The organism is Amycolatopsis umgeniensis (assembly GCF_014205155.1).
Lineage (GTDB): Bacteria > Actinomycetota > Actinomycetes > Mycobacteriales > Pseudonocardiaceae > Amycolatopsis > Amycolatopsis umgeniensis.
On record NZ_JACHMX010000001.1, the window covers coordinates 7,027,205 to 7,048,543 of the forward strand.

Annotated in this window: 13 protein-coding genes and 2 pseudogenes; 10 read left to right on the forward strand and 5 right to left on the reverse strand. The window is 63.6% G+C overall.

The features are described from left to right. The first annotated feature begins 239 nt into the window (after positions 1-239). From HDA45_RS32730 to HDA45_RS32745, 4 genes are all read left to right on the forward strand, one after another. Positions 240-809 (forward strand): hypothetical protein, encoded by a 570-nt coding sequence (locus HDA45_RS32730; protein WP_184901878.1) that lies wholly within the window; start codon positions 240-242, stop codon positions 807-809. A 329-nt stretch (positions 810-1,138) separates the two neighbouring features. Beyond that, positions 1,139-3,718, forward strand: coding sequence for a hypothetical protein (locus tag HDA45_RS32735; RefSeq protein WP_184901880.1), 2,580 nt, complete (start codon positions 1,139-1,141; stop codon positions 3,716-3,718). Further along, complete coding sequence (locus HDA45_RS32740; RefSeq protein ID WP_184901882.1) at positions 3,715-4,785, forward strand: hypothetical protein; 1,071 nt, start codon at positions 3,715-3,717, stop codon at positions 4,783-4,785. The genes HDA45_RS32735 and HDA45_RS32740 overlap by 4 nt, the downstream gene beginning before the upstream one ends. A 55-nt stretch (positions 4,786-4,840) precedes the next feature. Further along, positions 4,841-5,917 (forward strand): hypothetical protein, encoded by a 1,077-nt coding sequence (locus tag HDA45_RS32745; RefSeq protein WP_184901884.1) that lies wholly within the window; start codon positions 4,841-4,843, stop codon positions 5,915-5,917. Between the two features lie 464 nt (positions 5,918-6,381). Here the strand turns inward: HDA45_RS32745 and HDA45_RS32750 are convergent, their stop codons facing one another. The 4 genes from HDA45_RS32750 to HDA45_RS32765 all read right to left on the reverse strand — a co-directional run bounded on the left by HDA45_RS32750 (position 6,382) and on the right by HDA45_RS32765 (position 10,011). Beyond that, a complete protein-coding gene (locus HDA45_RS32750; RefSeq protein ID WP_184901886.1) occupies positions 6,382-6,714 on the reverse strand; it encodes a hypothetical protein in 333 nt (110 codons plus the stop codon). Then, entirely contained in the window at positions 6,707-7,537 is an 831-nt protein-coding gene (locus HDA45_RS32755; RefSeq protein WP_184901888.1) for a sigma-70 family RNA polymerase sigma factor, read from the reverse strand. Before HDA45_RS32755 ends, HDA45_RS32750 begins: the two co-directional genes overlap by 8 nt. A gap of 758 nt (positions 7,538-8,295) precedes the next feature. After that, positions 8,296-8,553, reverse strand: a complete 258-nt coding sequence (locus HDA45_RS32760; RefSeq protein WP_184901890.1) for a hypothetical protein — start codon at positions 8,551-8,553, stop codon at positions 8,296-8,298. Between the two features lie 1,119 nt (positions 8,554-9,672). Beyond that, entirely contained in the window at positions 9,673-10,011 is a 339-nt protein-coding gene (locus HDA45_RS32765) for a hypothetical protein (RefSeq protein WP_184901892.1), read from the reverse strand. A gap of 591 nt (positions 10,012-10,602) precedes the next feature. On the opposite strand from HDA45_RS32765, the gene HDA45_RS32770 reads away from it, so the two are divergent. Further along, positions 10,603-10,866 carry a ribbon-helix-helix protein, CopG family gene (locus tag HDA45_RS32770; RefSeq protein WP_184901894.1) on the forward strand — a complete coding sequence of 88 codons (264 nt, stop codon included), beginning with the start codon at positions 10,603-10,605 and terminating at the stop codon, positions 10,864-10,866. 1,251 nt (positions 10,867-12,117) lie between these two features. Here the strand turns inward: HDA45_RS32770 and HDA45_RS32775 are convergent. Next, entirely contained in the window at positions 12,118-13,611 is a 1,494-nt protein-coding gene (locus HDA45_RS32775) for an RNA-binding domain-containing protein (RefSeq protein ID WP_343072211.1), read from the reverse strand. A 546-nt stretch (positions 13,612-14,157) separates the two neighbouring features. Here HDA45_RS32775 and HDA45_RS32780 point away from each other — a divergent pair. From HDA45_RS32780 to HDA45_RS42540, 5 genes and pseudogenes are all read left to right on the forward strand, one after another. Then, on the forward strand, positions 14,158-14,523 hold the full coding sequence (locus HDA45_RS32780; RefSeq protein WP_246480869.1) for a DUF6998 domain-containing protein: 366 nt from the start codon (positions 14,158-14,160) through the stop codon (positions 14,521-14,523). Positions 14,524-14,538: 15 nt separating this feature from the next. Next, positions 14,539-15,008: pseudogene (locus HDA45_RS32785) on the forward strand (transposase); the annotation flags it as partial. Positions 15,009-16,021: 1,013 nt separating this feature from the next. Then, positions 16,022-20,275, forward strand: a complete 4,254-nt coding sequence (locus HDA45_RS32790) for a wHTH domain-containing protein (protein ID WP_184901896.1) — start codon at positions 16,022-16,024, stop codon at positions 20,273-20,275. A 233-nt stretch (positions 20,276-20,508) separates the two neighbouring features. Continuing rightward, entirely contained in the window at positions 20,509-20,793 is a 285-nt protein-coding gene (locus HDA45_RS42535; protein ID WP_343072212.1) for a 5-methylcytosine restriction system specificity protein McrC, read from the forward strand. Between the two features lie 181 nt (positions 20,794-20,974). Further along, a pseudogene (locus HDA45_RS42540) lies at positions 20,975-21,172 on the forward strand (phosphoglucosamine mutase); the annotation flags it as partial. Positions 21,173-21,339 lie beyond the last annotated feature (167 nt).

Here is a 21,339-nt window from a genome sequence, read left to right on the forward strand (position 1 = left end):
AGCAGGCTGGCTGAGGCCCCCTTGGGCCGCGCGTCGTCGGCCCTGACCTGCGTCCTCGCGCAAACGCGCGAGGACGTCTCAGAACGACGCGCTAGCGGAGCCCGTGGCCGTCCGAGCTGGATTGCAATCTTGGCCAGAGTGGTGGGCGTGCCACAGATCAGTGCGCGCCAAAGTTTGACTCGACGCCGAATACGAAGCCGTCCGCAGCTAGGATTCGGGCCTCCGCGCGGCCGTCCTGTTTGGCTCGCCTGGCCACGCACCCCGTCGATGCCGCCGTCGTCGACCGCCTGCGCGCGGCCGGCTTCACCGGCCCGGAGTTCGACCAGTTCGCCGAGCGGGTCATCGCCCACGCCCAGCCACTCGTCCGGACCTGGATCACCACCGGCGACATCTTCCGCAAGGCCACCCGCGCCGGGCGCACCATGCTCCGCATGCCCGAACACCTCACCGCCGACGAAGCCGAGGACCTCGCCCGCGACACCGTCTTCACCGTCTGGACCACGCTCGTCACCGACCTCGAACAGCACCGCTGGACCCCCGACGCCGCACTCAACGACCACTACCTCGACCTGTGCGTCCGTGCCTTCCCCCCCCGATCTACCACGCCCACCTCAAGAACCGGCGCACACCGAAGACGCGCCGACGCGCACCCCGGCGAGGACGTAACTGAAGCGGGCTGGACAAGGGTTGCGCAACAGCACCGCTACCCCGGTATTTCACCAGACCGCGGCGTGGAGGAAGGAGGAGGAAGCGCTCGAATAGGCCGTTTGAGGGATGTTTATGGCTGTTGTGAGACGTCCAGTAACTGAAATGGACGATTTGGCGACCTTCGAGGATGCTGCGTCATGACGAGTGGATGACTCGCCCGGTCGCCTGGTCGCCGAGTGAGGTGAGGGCGGCAGAGGTGTCCTGTCTGGTCGTCGACAGCTCGGGGTTCGAGGTGGTTCTGGGCGACGAGCAAGTCGGTCCGCGGCGTGTGTTGTCGAGGATGCCGATGTTGAGCCCCTGACGAGAATGGCCGCTCGGCGGGTGCGCGCGACGCAGCCACGGTCGGCCTGTGGGAACACGAAACGAAGGCAGACACCGGGCGATAGATTCACCGACGGCAGGACGTCCATCGTGCCGAGGAGGACGCAGATTGGACGAAGACCTTGGGCCACATCTCGCCGCGCTGGCTAATGCCGTCGTGGCGTTCGTCGAGACCAACGAATCCGGTCCCTTGCTGGACGCCGCTACGGCGACGGCAGCTGTCACGGTCGCCGCCGCTGCCGAGGCAGGGGCTCGCGACGACCTAGCCACCTCGTGGGCCGTCGTCGCAATGTTCCATAGCTGTCGGCAGGAAGTAGAGGCGTACGAGGCCACGGCGTCCGCTCCATTGGACTCGGCTTGGCTGCTGCTCGTGCTCAGCGCCGCGGCGTCAGACCAGGTTCCCGACCAGCTGCGTCAGCTTGCGTATGCGGTCGCCGAGGCCGTGACCATCGAACGCCAAGCGCGGGCTGCCATGCGAGCCGTCACTAAGGCAATCTTCCAGGATGACCTGGCCATTCTCGACGCCAGCATGGCGACCTTGATCATAGCGGCGGATGATGCCGAGTTGCCTCCCAGGACGTGGCTGCGATGTCAGAACAAGCTCGCCAGTAGCTACTGGCATCGATTCGACGTCACACACGATCCCCTCGACCTCGACCGGGCACTGGCGATCAACGAACTCGTGATCGCAGACGCAGACGGACGGGATCGGGCCGAAGCAGAAATCGCACGGGTCTCGCTACTTCTCGAACGGTTCCGAATCACAGGCGCCGCCGAGGACCTCGTCAGATTGGAAGGGCTATGCGCGACCTCAGCGGAGGGCGCGGCACCACTAGACCATTTCACGCGTGAGCTCGTAATCGTCCTGCGTAATGCTCGGCTTGAGCAATTCGAGACCACGAGTAACCCAGCATGGCTGGACGCGGCGATCGATCTTGGTGAGCGTGCGGTGCGCAACTCGCGCGACGCCGAAAGCCCGGTGTTGCTGGCTGCTCACGCCCAAGCATACGTGACGCGCCACGAGCTAACCAGGAACGCAGAGGATCTCGATAAGGCGATTGAGTACTATCGATACTCGCACGCGGAGGCCGTTGATCCACCGCTAGCGTTCAGCGTCGCCGTGGCGCTCTGGGACCTACTTTCCCAACGCTCAAGGATCCGGCCGAGCAAAGAGGACCGCGACGAGTTGATCGACCTGAGCCTGAAACTGACCCCCTCTTTCAACGGCGATCTCCGCACGGAGCTCGAGCATCGACGATCTCGGCTGCTGTGGGATAGGTTCAATGAGACGCTGTCGCCGGAGGACTTGAACGCGGCGATCCAAGCTGCCCGGGCGCCCGCTGATAGACCAGACGTTCGGCTCGCAAGTGGAGATCTGTCAAACCTTTGCTACATGCTTCAAGTGCAATACCGCCGCACGAACAATCTTGGCGATATCGACGATGCCGTGACCTACGGCCGCCGGGCGACGCATCTGCCACACGGGGACTCAGCGGCCGAGGCGCGGCATTTGTCAAACTTGTTTGGCGCGCTGGCGCTCCGTGCCGATGCAGGCCGGGAGGCCGGCGCCTCCCGTGAGACTCGCTCGCTGCTAGACGAGGCAGTACGGGTCGCCGAACGTGCTACACACCTGTTCGCTCCCGACGACCCAAACGGCGTGTCGCACCGCAATAATCTCGCCGTCGCGCTTTGGGGCCGCTTCCAGGCCGGCGGCGCACCGGAAGACCTCGACCGCTCGATCGAGCATGCCCAGCTGAGCCTCGCTACCAATCCCAGTGAGGAAGCGTCGTCGTCGCTCGGTCCGACGCTGCTTGCGGCACTGACCATCAGATTCGACCGCATGCGCGACACCGCCACGCTTGACCAGATCACCGAACTTATCAACCGAGGTGTCAGCCCAGCTCCCACTTGGCTCAACGCCTTGGGCAAGCTCCTCGAACTCATGAATCGTCTGATCGACGATGCACTGCCAATCGAAGACATGGAATTCGACGCTGCACGCCTGACAAAGTACAGTCAAATCCGGGACGAGTTGCTGCCAGTCTATGAGCAGTGCGCCGTCTTCATGAGTTTTGAACTGGTCGATACAGGGGCACAGACGCGCAATCTGGAACTCGTCGAGGATGCCATCGGTATCCTGGATCATGCCATGAGCCTCGCCGACGAGCCACGCTCGGCGATACTGATCGGAACTCGCGGCGAGTTCCTCATCCGCCGATGGCAGCTGACGCTGGCCAGAGCCGATCTCGACGACGCCATCGCCAGCCTCATCAGGGCCGCCGACCTGGCCAGCGCCGATCACAACCGAACAAGTGTCATGGCGGCCCTCCACCGCAGGTCGGCCGCCACTGCCCTCATTCGGCGCTTCCGGCGTCGACGGAACGCCGCGGACCTGGACGAGGCGGAGCAACAACTGCTGCTCGCCGAGCCGGTACTCGCTAAACACGAGCCCGATGCACACGCCGAACTCACCTCTACTCTCGCCAGTGTCCGCGCTACTCGGGAGCATCCGCCGCACTTGATCATTCATTCCGATGTGGGCGAGGCTGGCCGCGAGGATCTCACCTCGCCGTACGCAACGGCCAACGTCCAGGCGTGGAACCGTGGTGAGCCCCGCAAGTCTGGCCTGACATGGGTGCAGACCGACGACACGGAACGTGGCGTCCAGCCGTCGGAGCCAGCGCCGTGACACGGCCACACATCCTGTTCCTGCGCACCTTCAAGCCGGATCCATTGAACTTTGTTGTGCTCAATAGTCTCGCGCACGCGGTTCGGGACACCGCAGTGATTGAGATCGTCGGCGACCTGCGGGACCGCGTGGTCATGGAGGCGAGCTGGCGCGAGGCGTTCGGCCATGACGTCGCGATGGTCGACATCGTGGAGCTGCTCCCCTCGACTCGAGAGGCATGGCGCCGGGATGTGCTCAGTCGCATCGAGGCCGTCGACGGCGTTGTCTTGCACATCTCGCCGAAGGATATCGATTTTCCGGAGTTCCCGTTCGGGCCGCCGATTTACGAGATGTCAGGGGACCGTTGGGAACAGTTCATGGACAGCCCTCTCGCACGGCCGATCACAGGCCGCGGCCTGCTGCGGGAGATCTGTTACCTTAACCGGCTGCAACGGCTGCCCGACACTGTCGTGGTCTGCGACGCCCGCTACCAGCCCACCCTCGACGATCTGATCGCCCTCGGCGGCACAATGGGCGATGCCACCGATATACGTGGCAATCTCGTCACCCCACGTCTGACTGCCATCGACAAGCAGGTGGGCCACCTGCGGAAAGCGTACGGGGGCGTCACATACCGGCACCCTCCGAACGGCGGCGCCTTGCTGCCCGAGTTCGCCGCGGCGCTGGCTCCGACGTTGCTAGAGGTGATCGCCAGCCACGGGTCGCGCGAACGGCCGACAGCAGAGCTGAACAACCTGTTGGGGACGTCCGCGACGCCCAGGCGGCTCCCACCCGACGCCGAGCTGAAGATCGTGGCGTTCACCAATGTCGAAGAGGTGTTATTCCTGCCGCCCGGCGAGCTCACCGAGATCAGTCACAAGGAGATGGGCCAGATCCTTAACCGCGAGGCGGCCCGACTGGGCTGTCCATACTGTCGCGCCCGCCTGTCCGAAATATTCTTCTTCACTCGAGGGCTCCAACGGCACGGGCTAAAGGGTGACGGCGAGCGCGACTGGCCCAACGGGATTTGTCAGGTCTGTGGTCGTAAGTCAAGTCTTTTCGGCGACGACGTGCTGATGCCGCAGTGACGGCGGCGCCACAGCGGTGCGTCATCCACAGTCAGTCACTGTAATCGGAGGATTCATGCGGCCTACTATCGTCGTCCTGGGCAGTGGCGACCGCGGACGGATCTACGAGCCGCCGCTGAAGGACAGAGCCATGATTGTCAGCGCAAGCCGGACGATCGGTTACGAATTGGCGGTAGCCGGATGTGACCTGGTGGTGTTTTCCAGCGACGCCGCCTATGTCGAAAAGGACGTGGTCGAGGGTTACCTGGCGGCAACCGTAGGTGACGGACGGGTTATTGTCCGGGCGCCGCACGGTGTCGCGGTCGGGTTCGACACATCACCCGAAGCGGCCGAACGCATCCAGGTTGAGCCAGACCCGGCAGGCGACTGGGAGACCTCCTACTACCGATCGGTGTTCGGCGCCGACGGCATCATCGTGATCGGCGGCGGCCGGTCGACCCGCATCGCTGGCGTGATCGCGGTCGCCGTCCGGATCCCGATCGTCGCCGTGGCGGCCTTCGGGGCCGGAGCTTCGATCGTCTGGCAGCACCTGTGCAGGCACATGAACGACGCCACTGCCGATGACCTGCACCTCATGGGGAGGTCATGGACCGATGCGTCGGCCAACCGGCTCGTCGCGAGCCTGCTTGCACAACGGGCGCGCCGCCAAGCTGCCCAGGAAGCGGAGCAGAAGGCGCGCCGGCGTGACACCATCCGGCGAGCGGGCAGCAGTCTCGCCGGGGCAACCGCGCTGTCCCTGGCCGCCGCGTCAATACTGCTTGCCTACATGACGACCGGTATCGGTGCGGCATTGGCTTGCTTGCTCGTCGGGCCGATCCTCGGCGCCATTGGCGGAGCGCTGGTGCGTGACACCGCAGAGGCGTACTCCAGCCTGCTTTGGTCAGCGGCGCGAGGAATCGGTGCCGGTGTGCTCGCCACTACGCTGTACGTGGCTTCGCAACTGCTGACCAACGAGGACACGCTGACCGCGGAGTCCGCCCGGCGGTTGCTGTGGTTCGTCGTACCCATGGGTATCGCGGCCGGGTACACCTTCGACTTGGTCTATGCGAAGCTGCGTCGAGTCGACGTCCTGCCTAATGAGTCGCTCCAACCGACGTCCACCGACGCCGCCGGTCCTCCCGTAGCCGACTGATCACTAGGCTCCTGGACGCAGCACGCGACATTTGCCGCGGAGGATGGCTCAGCACAATCCGAGCCGACCCTTATCCACCCAAAGCACTCTCATGCCGCGATGAGGACTTTTGGGCAGGCGGCTGGATCAGCCCGCATTGCCCCGGTCGCTGCAGTACGCGTGACCTGAGCCCCATCGTGGCCCATTCACCGCTTTGACGCGAAAGGGGTACCTTCCGGATCCATTCGCCCACCCGTTCAGGAGAAACCGGCGTGCCGAAGTCCATGGTGAACTGGATGAGCAGAGTGCCCGCGCCGGACCAGTCGGTGGCACGCATCGTGACGTCCTCCAGGTAAACGGTGGTCGCCACTTCGCGCCGGTTCTGCTGACCGGACCGCAACCGCTCAACATTGCCAAGTACACCTAGGGGTTTGTCAGCCCGGTGTGGCTGGATCGCGGGAGGGTGGCATGCGGACACCGTTGCGTCAGAGCCGGTCGGCGCCGAGCCCGAGATCAGCTGCTCGTGTCTCGGCCGGTGGTAGCGGATAGCTGAACCTCGGGCGATCCGAGGGACGGATCGCCGATTCCGGAAGGCGCAGGTTCACGTACGTCGGGCCTGGGCCGGTGATCGGGAGCTGGTTCGTGGGCACGTGGGGCAGCTGGGAGACGTCCAGCGTGGCGATGAAGCGGGTGGCGTCGACGTCGGTGCACACGTCGTCCAGGTCTGGGTCTGTCCTGCCGCCGGCGGAGGATCGCCGGGTTAGTTCGTCGATCGGCATTTCGGTGGGGTGCAGGTCGTTCGTTTCGCGGTCAGTCATGACGTTCCTCCTCACTGCGATACCTGAGTTGCATCGCCTGTTTCGCTCTGTTCAGCAGGCTGCGAATCGCAGGTTCAGTTGTGTCGAGCCGGTCCGCGATCTCGCTGCTGGACAGTCCATGAACGAAGTACAGCTCGGCAACTCTGCGCTGGCGACGCGGGCCGATCGCGGCGAGTAGGCCGCCCAGCATTTCCGCACACCGCGCCAAGGACATGCCGTAGTCGTGGATGTCGGCTCGATCGACGTCGTCGAGGTTGTCGTGCAGGTTCACCCGGTGCTCCCACTGGGACCGGGCCGTGCGATGTCTGCGGACCACGTTGGGGAAGCACAGCACAACGCCGTTCATGAAGTAGGTGAACAGCGACGCGCCTCGATGTGGGTTCCACGCGCCACCCACGATGCCAACCTGCACGAAGAGGGTGAAGTTCTCCGACACCACTTCGTGCGCGAGAACCTTGAGCTCCTCTGGAGCCCAGTCGCTGAGATCACCCCCACTGATAGGCCGTCCTACCCGGCGGCACCGGGCGAACATCATCCCTGAGTCGATCCAGCGGAAACTGAGCCGCACCGCCTTCTGATAGAGGGCACGCGCGAACACCTCCCAGTCTTTGCCGGTGCAGCCACAGGCGCGCAGCCGCGCGCAGATCTCGATGTCATACGCGAGCCGCTCGTCGACGGAGCCTCCGACCGCCTCTCCGGCGGTGCCCGCGACCCCCGTAGCGACAAGGTCGCGGGACGGGGCCTCCACACCGGAACGCTCCCCATAGAAGCCCGCCTGGGCGCCCATCTCGCTGTTGAACCACCTGACAGAACCCTGTGCCATAGACCCAACTCCATTTCCGCCCGCACGACCAGTTTGTAGGTGGTCGGATGACGGTACCGAGCGGTGCCATCCAAAATGATTGCGAAAGCGAACAGGCGATCGGAACCCTGCGCGCTGACCTATCACTGTGGGAACGGGTGACGACAGTCGGAGGTAGCACAAATGACGGCGCGTCCAGCGGAAACCATCGGGGCACAGCGACGGCGCGACCCGCAGTCCGTCCTGCGTCTCGTTGACCGGATCCTGGCCGACAAAGATCGGACCGCTAACGCCAAGGAACTGCTGGCCGGGGTTTCGTCCGCGCTCACCCGGGTCCTGGTGAGCGCGGGAGTCGTCCTGTACCTGGCCTCGTTAGTCGTCCACAGCGCAGGTCTGCCCTGGGTGCTCGGCGGTGCCGTGGCCAGCGCGGTAGGAGTGAGATGGCGGGTCCAGCGCCGCCGGTCACGACGTCGGCCAGGCAAGAGCGGGACATCGCCTTCGGCGCCGCACCCGGCACGTGGAAAGCAGAATCAGCCACGCACGTCCTCGCCGGGTGACCGGTGATGCTCGGCTCGACACAGCGTGGCGTGCACGGCCCGTCCGGTGATCGCCTCGCTCACCAGCATCGGCTACACGAGGAAACCAACCCGTCGTATATCGCGTGCCACGGTTGCGATCCTGACATCCATTCCGGGCCCGCGGCGACCGGGGCTGCGAGACGCTGATGATCCGGGCCTCGACGACTACCTTGCCACTGTTGCCTGCAGACACCCGAGCATCTATTTCGACTGGCCTGTTCCGAGATGGACGACGGCCCCCGCTCCTCGCGACGCAGCAGGAACGACGGGCCATGAGGCCAGCAGGTCCAGGTGGAATCCGAATGCGACGATGGTGAACGCCGCCCAGCGCGCCGGATGCCCCTCGCGATGGATACCCGTGATCCGGAGAATGACCGACGCCGTCATGTTCGGTGTGGCGAGCAGCCTGATGAAGGCCCAAAGAGGAACGCCGCGCCCGCCGGTGCGGACAAGATCCACGCTAGCCATGCGAGCTTGTCGAAGATACCGGTTTGATAAGCCCACACTGACGCGCCCGCTGCGGCGAGTCCGAGCAAGATGACGAAGCGAGCGAGGGCGCTGTTGATTAGCTTCTCGCCCCAGCCCGACAACCTAACCTGCGCGGTTCGTGGACTGACTGACTACCGCAGCTGAACCACAAAAGACACCGGTCCCGGTACAGCCGCGCGGCGGGACCGTACCGACAACCGAGTTCTCGCTACAGCACGCTGGTGCCGCCCCTTGGGCCTTCAACCACATCCGCACCGACGAACACCACACGTACTTCGACCGGATCGCCCTCCCGGCTGAGACAGCGCCCATGCGACCTCCAAACCTCGGCTGCACGCAGTCTCAACAACGGGCCAGAGATCGAACGGCGACCCATCGGCGTGTCGGCTCTTAGTCCGGTCAACGGTGTGGGTTCGGTGTAAAGTCATCGCCCGATCAAGCGCCGCTGCTGATCCGCGGCTAGGCCCAGGCCGTCGACGGCCTGGTCACCCTCGTCGCGGACGGACTCGAACGCCTCGACTTATCCGGTACTCGAGCGAGACCGTCCGGGAGCGCGCACTCGTCCAGGCTCAGGCCGATCACGGTAGTGATATTTGCGACGTCAAGCACTCCGGCGACCCGCACCCCTTCTGCTCGGACTCTTCGGGGTTCGAGGTCGCCGTGCAGGCCGCGAAGTAGATCGCGGAACAAATCGGCTCTTACCTGCTGTTGGGCGGTGCCGGTGGTCGCTAGCTTGTCCACCGTCATCGGCCTGACGGGCTTGACGACTTCCCCGCGGCGGGCGGTGTTGATCACTTGTTGCTCGCGTTTGGTCAGCAGGGTCAATGCTACGGATTGTGATTTCGCACGGCGTTCATTTCAGCACGTCACCGTTTTCGTCCCCTTTGTCGTAAGTGGGGGCAGCAATGCCGGAATGTCGCACTGGTTATCACTCTTAGTAACAATGTCGGGGGTGGTAAATCACCGCACCGGACGACTTGCCTGCCTTCGGCGCAAGCGTGGCGGTCAGCTGCGTTTGGCGGCCTGCGGGCGCGCGAATGGTAGTGGCGATTGGTGGCTCCGACTGCAAGCGAAGCCACCAATCGACTGTCAGGTTTCGTCGCGGCCACGGCTGATGAACAGCGCACCGACGATCGTGCCACCGGAGCCTAGGGCGGCCGGCAGGATCAGCCGGACGATCTCGAGCGCGAAGTTCTCGGTGATGCCTTTGAATGACACGGCCAGCACGATGATCAAGAGGCTGATGAGCAGCAGGGCGAAAACGCCGGCGAGTACGCGCTTCTGCATGGACGCCTTATGGGCGTGACGTTGCGCGGCCAGTTCGCTGACCTTGACGACCGGGGCCCGGCTGGGAGGCGGCGTCTGGTGGGAACGACCTGATGCCGGGTCGTCGTCGCTCCAGGTTTCCTCGTTCAGGGGGTTCGCCACCTGCGCCCGCCCGTCGAGGTGATCTCTTCGTCGGTGAAGACGAGAACCACCGGATCGGTGGATAGCTGGTCGTTCGGGGTGAGGCCTACCCAGGTGTCGTCTTCGGGGTCGTGACGAGCGTTGGCAGTACTGAGGCGGCTTGCCGACAGGGTCGGGGGATTGGGTTGCTCGGGGTGGGTCGTCATGCGGGGCTGTACCTGTTCCTCGTAACGGGACACGTAGTTGGAGCGCGGACACCTGTCGGGGGCAGGTGCGAGCCGGCGACCGGTCTCTAGGTAACACTGAGAGTACCTCAGCCGACACTGGTACGTGTTCAGGGTGTGGTCCTGAAGTGGGGATCACATGTCACGACAGTGTGACCGATGCGTCATATGGGTGGTGGTCCAGTGGAAAAAGTGCTTGAGTATGGTTTGTGAGCCATAACGCGCAAGCCGTGTCCTGGGAGTGTCGTACCCCTGTCAGGGCACGTGGTTACGGGCGCATCGCTCGACCAGGTGTCCTCATGGGTGGGGCCTGGTCAGCGAAGACCGAGATCCACAGGTGCCGGTATCGGGTGAGGGACCGACGCACTGACCCTGTCGAGGAGACAACATGTCCGCTGCCGCAACAAACGCGCCTCAGCAGCGCGCCAACCCTGAGAAGGAGAAGACGCCGCCAAAGCGTATCAATGTCGCTGTCGGCCCGGAGACCATTCGGGCCTTGGAAGCAGTAATCGAACGTGAAGGCGTCAGCCTCACCGAGGCTGTCCGTCGTCTCATAGGCTACGGCGAGGTCGTCTATCAAGCCGTTAAGCAAGACGGCGCCGAGGTCCTTCTCAAGACGGGTGACTCGACCAAGCAGGTCATCATCCTCTGAGGTTCGCTCTACTGGAAGTGGTAGTTGCCTATCTGCGGGGAGGGGCAACAACTAAAGCCCCCTGGAGTCGCCAGGACGATGATTTCAGGGGGCAAGTTTTGCCGCGTGGAAGGCTCGGACGCAGATGCGTTCCGGGCCTTTTCGTATACCCCAGACTCGCCGAAGTCTCGCCGTTAGGTGGCGGCTTCATTGCGTTACTCATGATGTCCTGCATCCCCATCTTGTGAAGTCATGCGGTGTAGCCTGCGATTTGATTGGGCTCGTGATGTGAAGGCGTGACCCTGATGGCCCTCTTGTTATCGAGGTCATTGCTTGTTCTCTCCGCTTCACTTTGCCTCGGCGGACGAGTTCCGTCTAGTGTCCTGGTCGCCCGTGCTTTCAGTGGTAGATCATCTTATGCCTCGCTAGTCAACTTGTACGCCGCTCGTCGCAACTGACTAGCTGAGCCGATATTTCGGATTCGCATGAACGGTCGATTTTGTGAGGCAAACGGTCAAATTGATGTTTGCGCCGAGACTATAGGGGGCTTGTCAACACCAGAAATGAAATTTGAGGTCAGCTCGACGTGTCTGCTGTTGAGATTGGTCAGGGTGAGACATGCCCGTTAATCGTGAACGTCCCGACCGTGAGAGAACGGGTTGCCCGGGCGATCGTGGACTGGCGCCGACGGTGCGAACGAGCGGGAAGTTCGGCACGGGAACAGCTGCCGGGCCTTAGCCGGTGAGTGCTGGTTCGTCGTCAGTCACGTGCTCGCCCGCGTCGCCGGGCTAGGGTCGCGGAACATGGAGTGAAGAACGTGGACCGACACCTGATGGTGCGCAGGGCAAGGATAAGTGCCCTGTCTTCATCAAGAGCGTGGTCGCAGCCATCTGAGGTGGGGCTGCTTGCTTGTTTTGGTCGCCCATCCGATGGGCGGACTCGGTGCCGGCGTGCTTCCGTCGGCTGCCGTTGGCAACGATCAGTGCGGCATCCCCGACCCGGGCTACCTGGGTAGCTAGACCACATGCGGGACAAGGCCCTTCGATGAGCCTGTCAATAGAGATCACGTGAAGTTATTTAATAGTTATTAAGTGATGCAGGCTGGATCACACTGACGACGCGAGGACGACCCGGCACGCGCCGGGTTGTGCTGGCTGATGCATGCGGGATCATGCGGGACCGGCGCAAAGACATCTTGCGGTGTTTGCGCCGGTCAGGGCGTCGAGACACCCGTTTGGGGGATGCCGGTCCAGAGGCTCGATCAAATGGCCGTCAAAAGGGCTGCTCGGTGTCCGCTGCCCAGTACGGCAGGTACTGCATGAATCTGCGCCCGGCTGCGGTGTCGAAGGGGACGATCAGGTTGGCGGCGACAGCATCGCTGATGAGCCGGCTGGCGGTCGCGGCGTTCTGCTGACTGATCCCGAAGCGTTCCCGCAGGGACGAGTTGGTGAGTGTCTCGTGGTTGACGCGGCGGAGGCAGGCGTGCAGGTAGACGGCACGGACCTTTTCCTCGCGGCTCATGCTGTTGAGGGGCTTGGGTGCGAACAGCACGACCCGCGTATTGTCCTCAGGCAGCTCGACCAGCGGCGCCGGGAGCTGATGGAGTTCTGTCTCGGATACGACCTTGTCCCAGCCGCTACCGCGTTCCTCGCACATCCCGGCGCGGCGCATTAGCGCGCCGATCGCCTCGTTGCGTGATTTGGGCGGGGCGTCGACGAACCGCAGGGGGTCGACCAACGGTCGGCCGGGGCTGGTGATCTCCAGTCGGGTGTCGAAGATCTCTATCATCGGGCCGTTGCCGGTCTGAGCGAAATCTTGGTGGATGATCGCGTTGGCAATGAGCTCCCGGACGGCCAGTTCAGGGTAAGCGCGCTCGTCGCCGCGGATCGCTTCGCTGATCACCTCGACCGAGGGCAGCATGTTGTTGACGAAGTTGACCAGGCCCGCGAACGCGGGTGCGTAGCCGTGAACACCGGATTGCTCACGGATGGTCGATACACGGCTGTCTCCGCGGTACCGGATGACGCGGACGGCCTTCCGTTTGAGCGATGTGAAGTCGTTGATGTTCTTGGCGAACAGGACGGCGCCGAGGTTGGTGATGTCCCAGTCGCCGTGCTGGTTGCGGCGTACCAGCTCTTCCATCTCCAGGGCATCGAGGATGCCCTTCCGGTTATCCGGTAGCGGCATCCCCATCAGGTCGAAGTACCCGGGATAGTCCAGGCGCCGCAGAACCTCGGTGGTGTCCAGGCCGGACGCGGCGGAGAGCGTCTCGAACGGCCGGGAGTCGAACGACTGCCACAGCCGCCGGGCGTGATCCGGGTGGTCACGCAGCTTCTTCTTGTACGACCCGACCCGGATCCACTCGTCGCTCTGGAAACGCACCGGGCTCGCCGTCGCCGGCGCGACCTCGAGCAGCACGACTCGCTTACCTTCAACCTCGAACTCGAGGAACTCGAAGTGAATCTGAGGTGCCAGCAACCGGGTGAGCCAGTTCAGGAAGTCCTCGTTGCCGACCTTGCCGTGCTGGTCCATGGTGGTACCGACGATCGTGTGGTCGGTGTCGCTGACGCCCCACACCATGTAACCCTTGTCCTGGCTGCCGAGCGCGGCGGAATTCGCCAGCGCCGAGATGTACTGACCGATGTCCTCGGCCTTAAAGAAGTTCTCCTTGAACTCCACCCATTCCGTTTCCCGCGGCAGCGCGATCAGCCGGTGCACCAAGGCGATCAGGCGAGCATCGTCCCCTGGACGCGGTTCGTCAGACACCTCAGACCCCTCTGTTCGGCCAGCCGTTCAAGGACACAAAGTCTAGTCCCGGTGTGGACTCAGCCCGTGGTCGCGGCACCGTCATCACGTTGCCCGCAGGCGCCAGCTGGATCTCGGTGCTGCGACCATGATGATTGTCTCGGCGCATCTCGGCTGGCGATCATGGGTGGCGGTCCTCGCGGGGATGATGGTGGTGTTTCGCCGACGAGGCTGCTAGGTGCGAGGTGGCCTGGATTTGCGACGAGCCGTTCGAGCTTTGACCAGCGCATGTCCGGCAGTGGTACGCCGAGGTCGACCGGTTCCTCATTGAGACGGGCGTCGCCGCGGGCGTGCTTTCCATGGGCACCTCGTGTACTTCGAGAAGCTCGCCGGAGCAGGCCCTGCGGTCGTACCGCATTGCGGTGGTGCTTTGTTGTGGAGAGCCGGTCCGCGCGTGGCCGACGTGCAGGCCTGCGATGGCGTGGGAGTGCCTGGACTTCCGGTCAGTCGGAATCCTCGTGTGACACTATCTCCACGGCCGGAGCTTCGGACGTCGACGGCGGCAGGATGAACGAAATGGCGGCTAGCGACGATCTCAGCGGTGTATCCAATGCGAACCTGCTAACCAGGTACGCCTCGATCCTGCAGGAGCTGCGAGACCGGGGCGTAGTGCGGACTCGCAACGCCCCGCTGGGCGACTACGCCGAGTACCTCGCCGCCCAGGTCTACGGCGGGAAGCTGGCCGCAAACTCGGTCAAGTCTTACGATCTGCTCGCTGCCGACGACCGTCGAGTCCAGGTCAAGGCCAGAATCGTTGCTACGGACACCCTGGCAAGCGCCTCCTTCTCGGCTTTCCGTTCCTTCGACTTCGACATCGCCGTGCTGATCACCTTCGACAGCGCCACCCTGCCGGACGCGATCACTGCGGTCTAGTCGCAGACGATCACCCAGACGTGCATCGTGCACTTGCTGCGCAACAGCTTCCGCTATGCCGGCCCTCAGCACTGGGACGCGATCGCGAAAGCGCTCAAGCCGGTCTACACCGCGGCCACGGAGGCTGCGGCGCGGGAGCGGTTCGGCGAGTTCGCCGAGGCTTGGGGTGGTCGGTATCCGGCGATCGTGCGGTTGTGGGACAACGCCTGGGCCGAGTTCGTGCCGTTCCTGGCCTTTGATCCTGAGATTCGGCGGGTGATCTGCTCGACCAACGCGATCGAGAGCGTCAACGCCCGCATCCGCCGCGCGGTGAAGGCCCGTGGGCACTTCCCCAACGAGCAGGCCGCGCTCAAGTGCGTCTACATGGCGATCATGAGCCTCGACCCGACCAGCGCCGGCCGCAACGCTGGACGATGCGGTGGAAACCCGCGTTGAACGCGTTCGAGATCGCCTTCGACGGTCGCCTGGCCGCCGGACGCAAGTAGTTCCCTTCAACCCGAGTTACACCGCTCGTTTGACAGACCCCTCTGTCGCGGGGATGTCGGATCTCGGTGTGAGTATGTAACAGCTGCACTCGGAGTCCGGAGCGGATGTCGGCGGTATCGCCTGGACAGGTTGCGAAATCGGGCGTTGTTAGGCCGTCCGGATTAACGTGGTCGGATCAGCGGAAAAGGGGTTGCCGGACGCACACAGGCTGCGGGTGGCTCACCGGGAGGTCGGCGCGTCATCGAGGGATGGCAGCGTGATGGCGGTGTTTCAACCGCCGGTGCAGGTGGCGCTGGCTCAAACGATGCGAGACATGCCGGTGTTCCTGCCCGACCGAGAGTGGCTCTGTCAGCCGAAGCTCGATGGGTGACGCTCGCTGCTGTTTGCTTCGGCCGATTCCAGCCGCAACGTAGTGAGCTTGACGCTGAGCTGGAGCATGCTGATTTACCGGGCGATCCGCTGGCGGTATCGCGTCCGCTGGTGGACCTGACGATCGCGGACCACGTGTTCCGAGTTCTCATCCACAGCTGTTGGGGCCCGTGGTGCTGGAGGCCTGGAGGGAACACCGCGGCCCGCGCACGCTGGCTGGAAAGCTGAGAACCAGAAAGGGCCCGCACCTTGCGGGCTCTTTCTCGTGCGCTAAGACCAGCCGTAACGCCCGGCGTGGCCGGCACGACTCCTGTGGATTCACAAGCTGGGGAGGCGCTGTGCCGACGTCCGGGTGGCTCTATCGATCGTCTTCCTTGCCACCGCGTCGCCGCCTCGCCCGGCCGACGGTGGCAAGGGCTGTCCCCGCCACCATCAACTGGAGGGCGGTAGTCGCGAACTCCAAGATCGCCTGCATTGTGTTCCTCCTCGGCTGGTGCTTCCCGAGTCAAGGTGACCGGCGCGCCGTCAGGGGCGGAAGCGATTCGGAAAGCACCGGAAACCAGCGGAACGGCTACCGTGAACCAGCTGTTCAGCGGGCCGCTCGCTGTGGCCCGCCGGAAGCCACCGGAAGCGGAGGAGCAAGATGTTGGACGCGTTCGACCGGAGTGAGCGACTTGAGCTGGGCGAGTTCTGCGGACAGCTCCGACGGCTGCGACTCGCGTGCGGGAATCCCACGCTCAAGGCATTGGCGAGTGTCGCCCCGGTTGAGCGCTCCCAACTTTCCGTCCTCTTCCTCGGTAAGATCCCCAACCCGCCGTCCTGGGATTTGGTGCGAGCAGTCGTGGAGGTCTGCCGCCGTACCGCAACCGAGAAGGGACTCTCCCCATCGGTCCCCCTGGACTACAGCTACTGGCAGGACCAGCTTCAGCGCGTGATCCAGACGGTCGCCCGTCCCACCCCGGACGCTTGGGTGGACTTGGCCGGGAAGCACCGCGCCTGGCAGTTCGCGGATGAGTCGGACTCGCTGCGGCCGGAAACCGAGGCATTGGCGCAGCGGCTGGCTGACCGGCGCGCGACCGCCGAGCGGCGGCTGGCCGGCGACCCGTGGCATGACCGTGGGCTGCCCGAACGTGTGCTGGCCTACGCCGACGACTTGCTCCAGCGGTGCAATGCGGATGGCACGTTCCGGCTCTCTCCGACCGAGGCCGCGCTGGTGGTGCTGACGCCGATGCTTCACCACGTGGTCTCACTCGAGACGGCAGCGGAGTTCGCCGACGTTGAGCCGACGAATCTCGAGCAGACTGCAGCAGTGCCCGGATCGCCTCGGTCCGGGTACGAGAGGTTCCTGGCCTCAAACCCGCACCAGCGGCTGGTCACGCGGGCATGTCTGCCACACATCGAGGGCCGGGAGACCCAGTCGGAGGAGATCGGCTGGTGGCTCTACCACCGATGGCTTGCTGGCTATGCTCCGCGAGCCGAGGCGAATCCGGTCGGAGGCCTCGTCGAGGACGGTCGACTGCACCGTGTTCTCGCAGGCCCTTTGGCGCACTTGATCCGGCTGTTCCGGCTGCCGCCGAGCGATCTCCGGAACCCGGCGCGAGATCACCTGGGCAGCGTTCGCGGGCCGGTCGTCAGGGAAAGGCTCGTCGGGTTGCTGCTGGTCACCGCCCACGCTATGGCGATACAGCTGTCCACGCTTTCCAGCACGATCGTGGAGCATCTCGGCATCCCGGAGCCCGTCAAGATCGATGAGCTGCGGCAGGCCCTTGAGGTCTGCGACTGGACGGTCGAGTCATCGGGCATCGTCCTCAACGCGCGTTGCCGCCACGAAGCGGTTCTCGAAGCCCTGGTGGAGCATTGCGACCACACTGACGAGGTCTTGCGCGCGGTGCGGTCGGTCGCGGCTCGCGAGACCGCGGTGCAGGCATTGCAATTCCTTCCGGTTAATGCCTCCGCGCGTGAAGTTCGACCAGAGGAAGTCGCCGGAAAGGACCTGTTCGTGGTTCCCCCGGCCAGGTTTGCCCTCGACGAGACCCGCGTTCGTGAACTCCTCATGGGAGAGCAGCTCTACCGCGACCGGTCGCTCGCCATCCGCGAGCTGTACCAGAACGCGCTCGACGCGTGCCGCTACCGGAGGGCAAGGCATGAGTACCGGCGGCGAACCGGACAGCCGGACGGTGAGTGGCGGGGCCGGATTGAGTTCGAGCAGGGCGTCGACGTCGACGGCCGACCCTACCTGCTGTGCCGCGACAACGGGGTCGGCATGGGCCGCACGGAACTGTGTGAGGTGTTCTCCCAGGTCGGTGTCCGGTTCGCCGACCGTCTCGAGTTCGCCGAAGAGCGGGCCGAGTGGGCCGGAGCGGACGTGTTCCTGCACCCGAACAGTCGATTCGGCATCGGGGTAATGAGTTACTTCATGCTGGCTGACGAGATCGAGGTCACGACTTGCCGGATGAGCAGGGACGAACGGCTGCCGGGGCCCGAGCTGAAGGTCTTCATCGCCGGGCCCGGCCACCTGTTCCGGATCAATGAGGTTGCCTCACACGGGAATGAACCAGGCACATCTATCAAACTGTTCCTGCGCCCAGGCGAAGAGCTGCCATCGTGTGTCCGCACGCTGCAGGCTCTGCTGGGCATCGCGGAGTTCGAGACGGTCGCCGAGCATGACGGTTCCGTGGCCGAATGGCACCCGAACGAGCTCAAGCCGCGCGAGCGTCAAGCATGGGAAGAGAACGGGATTAATGCGTTCGGCCAGCTGGCTGCCGCCAACCCCGGACAGAACGGCCAGGTGGTGTGGTGCCAGTTTGGCGGCGCCCTCCTCGTGGACGGCATCTACGTCCATGCCTCCTACCAGGGGAAGGTCCTGCACGCTGTCGAGGGCGCGCTCGATCCCCGCGGCGCGGTGATCAACATCGTCGGCCCACGAGCGCCAGCTCTGACAGTGGACCGGATGTCGGTCTTCGAAGACGTCTCCGACGTCGCGGAAGAGCTACTCAGGGAAGCGGCGGGCGTCCTGCGTTCCGACGGGTTCGCCTTCGCTTCCTATTCCTGGATCATTGACGTCGCGCGGACGTCGCCCGGGATCGCCGACCTCGTCACGGAGACCTTTTCGGACGCCGGAGTCGAACTCGTACTGTCTGATAGGCCTCTGTCCCTCGGCGTTTCCGGAGTAATGGCCATTGACAGTGAGCTCTGCGATGCCCATAACTTGTCCGGCCGCGAAGCTGGCAAGACCATCCGCGAGTGGAAGGTACCCGATCACATTCTGCTTTGGCGCTTGCTTGCCCTGGTCGAGGACCCTTTGGGTTCGCTGAGTGGGATCGCAGTCGAACGCACCAGAAAGTTGTTGCCCGCCAAGCCATCCGACACGCTGATTCTCGGAAACCTGGCTGATTATGCTCGCGACGGACTGGACAGTGAGCTTCCGTTGGGACCGTTCTTCAAGTCGTGCGCCGACTTGGGCGTCGAAGAAGATGTCATCTCCGAGCGCATGCAGTTGCTCAACCTTTCCCGCCCCCGGCTGATCACCGAGGCCACGCCTCGACATTCTCCGATCGACCTCGCTCTTCTGAGTAGGTCCGCAGACGGCCGCCCTCCGTGGCTGGCGGTCGGCCCTGTCGATGTCTCCCATCTGATCGTGGCAAGCGTCCGGCTCAAGATGCCCATCACCCGTGTCGCAGACCGGTTGAAGGAATTCGGCTATAGCACACCTGACTCCACCGATCTGCCGCGACGAGTCGAGGACTCCGATCTGCGCCTCCTTAGCTACAACAACGATGGCAAGCGGCCGTGGATATCACTAAAAGGTGGGATTAGCTTTCAGAAACTTGTGCAGTTCGCCATTGCGAGCCATCAAGAAGTCGATCAATTGCTTTATCGGGCGCGAGAGCTCAAGCTGCCCGTTCATGGATCTCGAACGGTCTCGATCAGCATCTTTGAATTGGAGCCACAGATTGCCCAGTTGGCAGCAGAATTCTGGTTAACGCTAGGTGAAGGCGTATCTCGGGCCGAATTGGCTTATCGCGTCGCGCGTCGGGGTATATCTCCAAGAAGTGCGGCTGAAATGCTTACTATGGCAGGACTCGACTTTCAGGAAGTGTATGCGATTCCAGTATCGCTCGACAGTAATGACGTTGCCATCTTAGTGGCGATGTCGTCGTTTCGTGACGTCGTGTCGGTCGCCTGCCTGATTGACATTTCACTCAAGACCAGTATTTCGCAAATGGAGGTCGCCTCTCGACTGAGTAAATTGGGATTCAATGTTCCCGTGGAAGTGGATTCGGCGCTAATCCTTGATTCGAAAGATCGACAGATTGTCGATCGCGTGCAGAACATGTTGTACTCTGGGGTAGTTCGCCCGCAGATTGTCATCCGGGCTGCGGTCGGAGCAGAGTGTTCACCCTGGGAGGCGGGTATTCGATTGCGGCGACTCGGAATTCAGGTCGAAAATTATGATAACCTACCGACAACAAGCTCCGAGCTTGACCTTAAAGCCATGTCGAGCAATTTCGATTTATTCAAGTTTATCCCTGAAGGTGTTCCAGTTCCGGAAGCTCATATCATCCGAATTGCGCATCAGAATCGCCTGAGCCCTCGTGATGTGACGAGGAGGCTCACCTCTCTTGGATACCAATCCCCGCCGGAAGATCAAGTCCCGGCCTGCTGCTTCGACTCGGACGTCAAATTGCTATCTTGGCGCGAACTCACCTCGCACAACAGGTGGCAAGATCCCTACCAACCGGTCTCCATCGCGAACCTGATCCGGGCTGCCATCCGCTGCCGCATCAGCATCATGGCCGCAGCCGCCCGGATGACCGAACTCGGGTGCCGCGTACCCGACCTGGAAACCGTGCTACCGCCACTGCTCGCGCGCGTTCCGACTATCCAGGACTCATAGACCCTCGACGCTGATCGCAGAGCCGTACGTCCGGGATACAGGCCTGCTCATCGACGTCGCAGAGCTGTGGGAGCTGTTCGTCCTCCACTGCGCCCGCCGCGCAACCGCCCTTCCCGTCACACACGGCACCCAGCACCACATCTCCACACCGCTGCTGCGATCAGCCCACCACCCCACCGCGGTGCTAGGCCGTCTCTATCCCGACATTCTCATCGGCTCCCGACGCACCAAAAGTGATCATCGACGCCAAATGCAAACCACTCAACGACCGCTGCGGAGTTGACCGAGAAGACCTCTACCAGCTCAACAGCTACCTCACCGCACACAAAGCAGAACTCGGTGCCCTCGCCTACCCAACACTCGACCAGCAGCCACCGCCGGACATCCAGCAGCGCAACCCATGGCTCACCCAGCAGAACCGGGCCATGAACTTCGTCCAGCTCCCGACGACCGAAAGCGACTGCACAACCGCGTTGAGCACACTGATCACAAGCAGACGCATGGATACTCTCGACTGAACCATCTGGCAACGTCGGGAGGCGTGCCGTGATCGTGAGCACCAAGCCTGGCTCCATCTATGCCCGGCTGCACCGGCCCAATGCTCGGAGACCCGGTTCCAGCTCGTCAACGTGGCCCGCTGGACGAGCCGGGAGGCGTGGGAGGCGGCCACCACGGAACTCGCCAGCGTGATTCACCGCTCTGCCGCAGGTTCTGGTCAACGTGCCGGTTCACGACAAAACCGCGATCGTCAACTCGGCAGAGGTTCGTGACGCGGTCGAGAAGGCGAATCTCGGGCTTGGCGACCACGGCCGAGTTGTGGTCCGCCCGTCGGGCTTCGAACATCTGGTGCGCGTGATGGTCGAGGCCGCCGAGCAAGACACCGCCCAGTCAGCGGCGTCGGCGACTGTGCGATCCAGGGCGGCGCAGATCATGTCCAGGCCTCGAGCCGGACGGTCACCGGCTGCTTCGGCCACAACGCTGCGACTTGCTCATCGACGGGTTCGGCTCTCCAGGGCCGATAAGAATCGCAACACCCAGAGAAGGTGCCGTTGAATGGAAGGGCT